Consider the following 9,017-nt stretch of genomic DNA (forward strand, 5'->3'; position numbering starts at 1 on the left):
GCTATTACGATTGCTTCAAGAGCCATTTCTAAAATGCCGCTTGGACGTATTGATGAAGAGACTACAGCGAACATTGGACGTTTTGAAGGTGGAACGCAAACGAATATCGTGTGTGACCGCGTCGATATTTTAGCAGAAGCTCGTTCATTAATTCCAGAAAAAATGGAAGCACAAGTAGCGAAAATGAAAGAAGCGTTTGAAACAGCTGCACAAGAAATGGGCGGACGTGCAGAAGTTGATATTAAAGTGATGTATCCAGGCTTCAAATTTGGTGATGGAGATCATGTTGTCGAAGTTGCTAAAAAAGCCGTGGCTAATATCGATCGTCCTTCACGCCTGCTTCAAAGCGGAGGCGGAAGCGATGCAAATGTAATCGCAGGCTTTGATATCCCAACAGTAAATTTAGCAGTTGGTTATGAAGACATTCATACAACAAATGAAAAAATTCCGGTAGAAGAACTGGTGAAGACATCTGAACTAGTAGTGTCGATTATTAAAGAAGTAGCAAAATAATAGTTGCAGCCTTGCTTTTATATAAAAGCAAGGCTTTTTACATAGTGAATAGTAAATAGTCTGAATTTTTTAACATAATGTATAATGAAGAAAAGACGGTCGTTTTGTACAATAAAGTTAGTAATACATTTTACCAAAGTAGAAGTTGAAAATAACGTATATAAAAAATATGTAAGCGCTTTCAATTTGAGTTTTATCAACAGATATCCTTGGGAGGTTGATGCAATGCAGTCACAGGAAAGTTTGCAGTCCATCATTCAAAACTTTAATGAAGTAGAAAAAGGGTTGTCAAATAGAGAAGCGGTCGAAGAATCTAATCGATGTTTGTACTGTTATGATGCACCCTGTATTCAGGCATGCCCTACAGGAATTGACATCCCGACGTTTATTAAAAAAATTGCATCGGGCAATTTAAAGGGGTCTGCCGAAACGATTATGTCTTCTAATCCCGTAGGAGCAAGCTGTTCGAGAGTTTGTCCAACCGATGAACTATGTGAAGGAGCGTGTGTGCTTAACCACTCAACCAAACCAATTATGATTGGAGATTTGCAGCGCTACGCAACAGATTGGGCTATTCAAAATGAACAGGTGCTGTTTGAGAAAGGAAAAGCAAACGGCAAAAAGGTAGCAATTGTTGGTGGAGGTCCGGCTGGTCTCTCTGCAGCAAGAGAACTGGCGCGATTTGGGTATGACGTAACCATTTTTGAAGCGGAAAAACAAGCAGGAGGGTTAAATACATATGGAATCGTGTCGTTTCGTCTTCCTCAAGCGATTTCATTCTGGGAAGTTGAACAAGTAAAAAGCTTAGATGTGAAAATTAAAACAAACGTAAGAATTGGAGAAGATATTCTTCCAAGCGAATTGCTGCAGTCGTATGACGCGGTTGTATTAGCTATTGGTATGAGCAAGGTGCCTTCTCTACATGTTGAAGGTGAAGAGCTAGACGGTGTGTATGATGCAATTGATTTTGTGAAAAAAACGAAGTCAGAAGCGTTATCAACAGAATTTGTGGGTAAGCGTGTTGCCATCATTGGTGCGGGAAATACTGCGATTGATGGTGCTACGTGTTCCGTGCGCTTGGGGGCTGAAAATGTTCAAATTTTATACCGTCGTACACGAGAAGAAATGACGGCTTATGATTTTGAATTTGAATTTGCAAAACAAGATGGTGTTGAATTCCGCTGGTTAACGGCTCCTATACGAATTATTGGAGATGAAAATGGTAAGGTGAGCGGGATTGAATGTGTAAAAATGACTCTAACAGATCCAGATGCAGACGGCCGAAGAAAGCCTGTTCCTGTTGAAGGTTCAACGTTTACCATTCCAGTCGATGCTGTTGTTAAAGCAATTGGTCAAGAACGGTACCTGTCTTTRATTCAACAATTTCAGCTGCATCATGAAGACGGAGTTGTCATAATTAATCAAGAGACGTTTCAAACATCAAATCCAAAAGTATTTGCTTGTGGAGACGTTATTTTTGGTAAAGGGCAAGGAGAAGCAATGGTTGTGACCGCTGCTCAGCAAGGAAAACAAACGGCGTTAAATATTCATATGCAGTTAACAAAAGAAACAATGGAAACAGCTTAAAATCAGGAGGAGGAGAAATCTATGGCAGATTTAACAACAAATTTAGCAGGTATTCAATCACCAAATCCGTTTTGGCTGGCATCCGCACCGCCAACCAATTCAGGTTATCAAGTGCAGCGTGCATTTGAAGCAGGATGGGGAGGCGCAGTTTGGAAAACGCTTGGTGATCCGATTTTAAATGTTTCCTCACGATTTGCTGCCGTTGGCTTCAACGGTCAGCGCGTAGCCGGCTTTAATAATATTGAGTTAATCACCGATCGTCCTCTTGAAGTTAATTTGAAGGAAATCTATGAAACGAAAAAGAAGTTTCCTAACCACGCAATTATTGCCTCTCTTATGGTAGAGCCTCAGCAAGAAAAATGGCATGAAATTGTCAAAAAAGTAGAAGACGTAGGAGTGGATGGATTAGAGCTGAACTTTGGGTGTCCGCATGGAATGGCAGAACGAGGGATGGGTGCTGCCTCTGGGCAAGTCCCTGATTTGGTTGAAAAACAAACGTATTGGGCTAAAGAAGTTGCCCAAACGCCGGTCATTGTTAAATTAACCCCAAATATCACAGATATCACCGTTACAGCAGAAGCAGCGGTTCGAGGCGGTGCTGACGCTGTGAGCATGATTAACACTATTAATAGTTTAGCAGGAGTAGACATTCATTCATGGAATACGATTCCACACGTAGCAGGAAAAGGCGCTCACGGAGGTTATTGCGGCCCGGCTGTTAAGCCGATTGCATTAAACATGGTTGCTGAATGTGCAAGAAGTCCGTTTATTAACGTTCCAATATCAGGTATGGGAGGCGTTTCGAACTGGCAGGAAGCCGTCGAATTTATGCTCATGGGTGCTACAGGTGTGCAAGTATGTACAGCGGCTATGCATCACGGGTTCCGCATTGTAGAGGATATGATTCAAGGTCTCAATTATTATTTGGATGAAAGAGGAATCGAAAAAGTAAGTGACATTGTAGGGAAAGCCGTTTCAAAATATTCCGACTGGGGCAACTTAGATCTCAATTATAAAGTAGTGGCTCGCATCGATCCGGAGACGTGTATTAACTGCAATAAATGTCATATTTCTTGTGAAGATACTTCTCATCAATGTATTGATATGCTGAAAGACCCTTCAGGGAAATCTTATTTAAAAGTAAGAGAAGAAGATTGTGTAGGCTGTAATTTATGTTCGATTGTATGTCCGGTGGACGGGGCTATATCCATGGTTGAATTACCGAATGAACAGCCTCCAATGACGTGGAATGAACGCCAAGCTGCTTTACAAGCGACGGCTGCACAGCGATTAGACGTATAAATACAAAGGGGATGAAGAAATGAAGAAAATCGTTAAAAATGGTGTGGTAGTCACAGCAACAGATACGTATAAAGCCGATATTTTAATTGAARATGGAGTTATTTCGGCAATTGGCTCGGCATTTGAAGAGCAGGGCTGTGAAGTGATTGATGCAAAAGGTAACTATATATTTCCAGGAGGCATCGATCCTCATACTCATTTAGATATGCCGTTTGGAGGCACCGTTACAAAAGATGACTTTGAAACAGGTACAAGAGCAGCAGCTTTTGGAGGCACGACAACTGTTATTGATTTTTGCTTAACCAATAAAGGCGAACCGCTGCAAAAAGCGATCGGCACATGGCATGAAAAATCGACAGGAAAAGCGGCTATCGATTATAGCTTTCATCTAATGATTGGAGAAATCACGGAAGATGTATTAAATGAGCTTCCTACGATTATTGAAAAAGAGGGAATTACTTCTTTTAAAGTGTTCATGGCCTATAAAAATGTTTTTCAAGCAGACGATGCTACCCTTTATCAAACGCTAGTGCAAGCTAAAAAGCTAGGGGCGCTTGTGATGGTACATGCTGAAAATGGAGATGTTATTGAGTATTTAACGGCACAAGCACTAGAACAAGGACAAACCGATCCTATCTATCATGCACTGACTCGTCCTCCAGAAATAGAAGGAGAAGCTACGGGAAGAGCCGCGGTGCTAACGGAGCTGGCTGACTCACAGCTCTATGTTGTTCACGTTTCGTGCGCTGAAGCGGTTAAAAAGATTGCTGAAGCGAGGGAAAAAGGCGTAAATATCTGGGGCGAAACGTGTCCGCAATATTTGACGCTTGACCAAACCTATTTAGAAAAACCGAATTTTGAAGGAGCAAAATACGTATGGTCGCCGCCTTTACGTGAAAAATGGAACCAAGATGTTTTGTGGAATGCTCTGCGTAATGGCGACTTGCAAACGATTGGATCAGATCAGTGTTCGTTTGATTTTAACGGTCAAAAAGATCTGGGAAAAGGAGATTTTACGAAAATTCCAAACGGAGGCCCTATTATCGAGGATCGCATGAGTATTTTATTTTCAGAAGGAGTAGTGAAGAAACGAATTAATATCAATCAGTTTGTAGATATAACATCAACAAAAATTGCTAAGCTGTTCGGACTGTACCCGAAAAAAGGAACGATAGCGGTTGGCGCAGACGCGGATCTGCTTATATTTGACCCTTCTGTTGAACGTACGATTTCAGCAAACACACATCATATGGCAGTCGATTATAGCGCATTTGAGGGAATGAAAATCACGGGTGAGCCGGTTTCAGTACTTTGCCGCGGGGAATTTGTCGTAAAAGATAAGCAGTTTGTCGGTCAAAAAGGCTACGGACAATTTACAAAACGAGCAAAGTTTAATGAGTTAAACACGGCTAACGAAGCTGAAAAATTAATGTTATAAAAACAGATGAAGAAATAGATCGGGGGCAGGGAAATGTCAAGTTACCATGAATATATGGCAGAGCGAGAAAAGATTGATTTTTTGCTGCAAAAAAGATTTAAAATAACAGCCGTAACGGAGAATCTAAGCGGGGCATTTGTGACGTTTGAACGCACCGAAAATAACCAAACCGAACAAGAAACCCTTCATATATTGACGGCGGATGCTAGAAAATATTTTTCATCCGTACTGATTCAACAAGTATAAAAATGGAGGCCGGGACAAAATTATTTTAGCTGAAGGAAGATCCGAACGATGAATCGTTCGGATTTTTTTATTGCTAGGGTGAACGCAGGTTTCATGTACGTAGGTGCTTCTAGCTGTTGATTGGAATTTTAATTATGTTTCAATCTCTTTATTTGTTTACTAATCCCTGTAAGTTTTTTTACTATATTGGCTGACAAAAGTGATCCGTTTTTGTGTTTTTTTCGTTTTGGATGTGAAACAAAATAACTAGATATTATCCATTGACTGTATTACAGTTGTTACATTTCGTTTACATCGAAAGAGAAAAGGTTTAGTTATCTAGTAAATTGTAGTAAATATTATAGTAGAACGTTTTCAAACTAAATCTATTAAATACGAAAAGGGTGTGACACGGATGGATCAAGCTATGCAGTGTATGACACAGGAAGAAACAAAAATTATTGATAAATTAAAAATGGAAATGTTAAATGCAGTGTCACTACAAGATTTGCGTTTTTATAAAAAAGAAATTCACCGAATTAAAGAACAAGCGGTTAAACGCCAAGGTTTTTTTAATAAATTACAGCAAGCAGCTCAGAAGCTGTAACGATCCATTATCGTTACAGCTTTTTTCGTTTCTTTCATTAAATATTTTATTTCTTCTAAATATTTAATATAATGTAAGAAGATATAGCTTTTGTTCTACACATATGCGAAATACGCGTTAATGATCCAGGAGACATGATGTGAAATTCGCTAGGGGCGGTGTTGACTTGAAATCATATTTAACGGTAACAGAGATTTTAACAAGGAAACATTTTGTAAACTGTGAAGTAATAGCTGGAGAGAAAGGGCTTACTAATTCTGTTAAGTGGGTGCACGTGATGGAAGTGACGCGCATTAATGAGCTGCTAAAAGGAAACGAGCTCATTTTATCAACAGGGGTAGGCTGGGGAGAAGATTCTCAATCTTGTTTATCATTTCTTCAGCAATTAATTTCTTGCAAGGCATCAGGACTGTGTATTGAACTTGGCACTTATACTTCTAAGATTCCGCAAATTGTAATTGATAAAGCGAACGAATATGATTTTCCGATTATTTTATTTCACGAGGAAGTTCCGTTCGTTGAAATTACGCAAGATGTTCACTCGCTTTTAATTAATCAGCACTATCAAATGATTTCCGATTTAGAACAGTATTCTCATAGGCTAAATCAGCTGCTGTTAACAGTTAATGATCCGGCCCTCATCTTACAGTGTTTATATGAATCTACGGGGCTTCTTGTCGGCCTTAAAGTTTCAAATGAATTGCTTACCTTTGCTCCTGAGATGGACTTGCTCAAACAGCAGCTTCTACTTCATTATATAAGCAGGGAAAATGAAAGTCCGCATTTTATTGAGCAGCCTATTCATTTATTAGGACAAGATTATGCTCAGCTATATGTTGCTTCTATAAATGAAGCGTTAACAGAACTTGAAGTGCTCACCGTTGACCGAACGGCGACTGCACTTGCTCAGCATTTTTTGAAGGACCTGTATGTCGAAGAGAAAAAAAGAGTAGATGAAACCGAATGGATGACAAAATGGATGAACGGAGAGTTAACTCTTGAACAAATAAAAGACTCTATGCACGAAGTGTGTTCAGATTCGCCTATTCGCGGAGGTGTCGTTGTTTGCTGTAAGTGGCAAAGGCGGGAGAAGTTTGATCGAACGTATTTTAAGCTGATCTTGCGAAGCATTTTTGAACAAGAAGGCTTTCACTTATTAGTCTCCGAGCGAAATCGCGAAGTATTATTTATTCTTTTGAACAAACGAATGGTTAGCACGTGGAGAGAGAGATTAGAAAACAGCCTTCATCGCTGGATGAATCAATATGAATCGGATGAAAATTCAAAGAGGAACGCCATTAGCTTTATCGGAATTGGCCAATACTGTGAACAGCTTGACTGCATGCATAAAAGCTATGAAACGGCTAAAGAAACAATTTCGATTCAAGAAATGCTGCAAAAACAAACCATTATTCATTTTTATGATGATTTGCATATGTACCGGATTATTTCGCTTTTACATCAGCATGAAGACTTACAGGAAGTGGTGTTTGAATATCTGCAGCCCGTTATTACATATGATGAAACGTATAATGCAAAACTCATGGAAACATTAAAAATTTATTTAGCATGCAACGGATCTAAACAAGAGACGGCTAAGCGTTTATACATTGTCCGGCAAACGCTGTATCACCGTATCGAAAAACTAGAAAAGCTGCTGGGTGAAGACTTTATGGAACCGGAAAAACGACTGGCAATTGAGTTTATGATTATGGCATATGAATATTTGTTTATGATGAAAAAGTCGCGCGCGGAATTTATAAACGGATAAGTAAGCAGCTGGAAACAGCTGTTTTTTTATGTTGAGGCTGATTTTACTATATGTTCATTTTAGTTCATGCTTTCTCCTAGTTCACTGCGCAAAATGTGAAACGAGAATCTAGAGTTGTTTCACATTTTGTCTAATGCAACCACCATTTATTTATTCAATAATAAAGGTAGATTTGTCATTTCTTATTTTTTGAGGAGGCCAAGCGATATGTCAGTTGTGAATAATGATACGCAAGTTTTAAAAAATTACGTGGGCGGAAAATGGGTTGATACGGCAGGGGGAAAATTTGGAGAGGTAATTAACCCATCGACGGGCGAAGTCATTGCAAAAGTACCGCTTTCTACAAAAGAAGACGTAGCCAATGCGGTGGAAACAGCTCAAAAAACATTTGAAACATGGCGTAACGTTCCTGCTCCAAAACGAGCAAGATTAATGTTTGCGTTTCAGCATTTACTAGTTAAGCATCATGAAGAGTTAGCTAAATTAGTGGTACAAGAAAACGGCAAGGCTTTTAAAGAAGCTTACGGTKAAGTACAGCGCGGTATTGAATGCGTGGAGTTTGCCGCGGGTGCTCCTACTTTATTAATGGGGGAATCATTAAATAACATAGCGGAAGAAATTGATTCTGAGATGTTCCGTTTTCCACTGGGTGTCGTTGGCGGCATCACACCTTTTAACTTTCCGATGATGGTACCGCTTTGGATGTTCCCTCTTGCCATTGTATGTGGAAATGCGTTTGTATTAAAACCGTCTGAGCGAACGCCGCTTTTAGCAACGCGACTTGCTGAACTTTTTACAGAAGCAGGAGCACCGGATGGATTATTAAATATTGTGCACGGGGCACACGACGTTGTGAACGGATTAATAGAGCATGAAAAAGTTAAAGCGATTTCATTCGTCGGATCGCAGCCGGTAGCAAAATATGTTTATGAACAAGCTGCATCTCAAGGGAAACGAGTTCAGGCTTTATCTGGAGCTAAAAATCATCATGTTGTGATGCCAGACTGCGATATGGATAAAGCGGTATCACATATTATCAGCTCCGCTTATGGAAGTGCCGGCCAGCGATGCATGGCGTGCAGCGCTGTGGTCGTGGTTGGTGAAAAAGGCGATGAATTCGTCGCAAAATTAAAGCAAAAAGCAGATGAATTAATTATGGGAAGCGGCTTTGATGATGAAGTGCTTCTAACGCCTGTGATTCGAAAAGAGCACCGTGATAAGGTGCTGGATTATATTGAACTTGGCATGAAAGAAGGAGCGGAACTCATTCGTGACGGACGTAAAGAAATGGATGAACATACGGAAGGCAATTTCTTAGGAGCAACAATTTTTGACCGCGTAACTCCTGATATGACCATTGCTAAAGAAGAGATTTTTGCACCTGTGCTAAGCTTGCTTCGTGCTGACACATTAGATGAAGCACTTCGCTATATGGAAAAATCCCGTTTTGGAAATGGAGCAACGATTTATACCAAAGATGCAAAAGCGGTGCGTCAATTTAGAGAAGAAGCAGATGCTGGTATGCTCGGTATTAACGTAGGAGTACCTGCTACAATGGCCTTCTTCCCATTCTC

At 40.0% G+C, this 9,017-nt stretch carries 8 protein-coding genes; all 8 read left to right on the plus strand.

The features are described from left to right. Positions 1-513, plus strand: a 513-nt coding sequence (locus tag AC1DRF_RS11460) for a M20/M25/M40 family metallo-hydrolase (RefSeq protein WP_477740776.1), incomplete at its 5' end; no start/stop codon positions are given. Positions 514-738: 225 nt separating this feature from the next. Beyond that, positions 739-2,100 (plus strand): NAD(P)-dependent oxidoreductase, encoded by a 1,362-nt coding sequence (locus AC1DRF_RS11465; RefSeq protein ID WP_230183111.1) that lies wholly within the window; start codon positions 739-741, stop codon positions 2,098-2,100. A 21-nt stretch (positions 2,101-2,121) separates the two neighbouring features. Further along, complete coding sequence (gene preA, locus AC1DRF_RS11470) at positions 2,122-3,402, plus strand: NAD-dependent dihydropyrimidine dehydrogenase subunit PreA (protein ID WP_097824574.1); 1,281 nt, start codon at positions 2,122-2,124, stop codon at positions 3,400-3,402. A 19-nt stretch (positions 3,403-3,421) separates the two neighbouring features. After that, positions 3,422-4,840 (plus strand): dihydropyrimidinase, encoded by a 1,419-nt coding sequence (gene hydA, locus AC1DRF_RS11475; RefSeq protein WP_477740777.1) that lies wholly within the window; start codon positions 3,422-3,424, stop codon positions 4,838-4,840. Between the two features lie 33 nt (positions 4,841-4,873). Then, complete coding sequence (locus AC1DRF_RS11480; RefSeq protein WP_427075271.1) at positions 4,874-5,086, plus strand: hypothetical protein; 213 nt, start codon at positions 4,874-4,876, stop codon at positions 5,084-5,086. Positions 5,087-5,480: 394 nt separating this feature from the next. Next, positions 5,481-5,672, plus strand: coding sequence for a hypothetical protein (locus AC1DRF_RS11485; protein ID WP_230183113.1), 192 nt, complete (start codon positions 5,481-5,483; stop codon positions 5,670-5,672). A 139-nt stretch (positions 5,673-5,811) separates the two neighbouring features. Beyond that, positions 5,812-7,443, plus strand: coding sequence for a PucR family transcriptional regulator (locus AC1DRF_RS11490; RefSeq protein WP_427075270.1), 1,632 nt, complete (start codon positions 5,812-5,814; stop codon positions 7,441-7,443). Positions 7,444-7,650: 207 nt separating this feature from the next. After that, positions 7,651-9,017, plus strand: a 1,367-nt coding sequence (locus AC1DRF_RS11495) for a CoA-acylating methylmalonate-semialdehyde dehydrogenase (RefSeq protein ID WP_477740778.1), incomplete at its 3' end; no start/stop codon positions are given.

This window comes from Priestia sp. P5_B4 (assembly GCF_056400385.1).

What these genes read in the sequence shown, in the direction of transcription:
- AC1DRF_RS11485 (WP_230183113.1), top strand. Translation starts at nt 5,481, where the DNA reads ATGGATCAAGCTATGCAGTGTATGACACAGGAAGAAACAAAAATTATT.
- preA (WP_097824574.1), top strand. Translation starts at nt 2,122, where the DNA reads ATGGCAGATTTAACAACAAATTTAGCAGGTATTCAATCACCAAATCCG.
- AC1DRF_RS11480 (WP_427075271.1), top strand. Translation starts at nt 4,874, where the DNA reads ATGTCAAGTTACCATGAATATATGGCAGAGCGAGAAAAGATTGATTTT.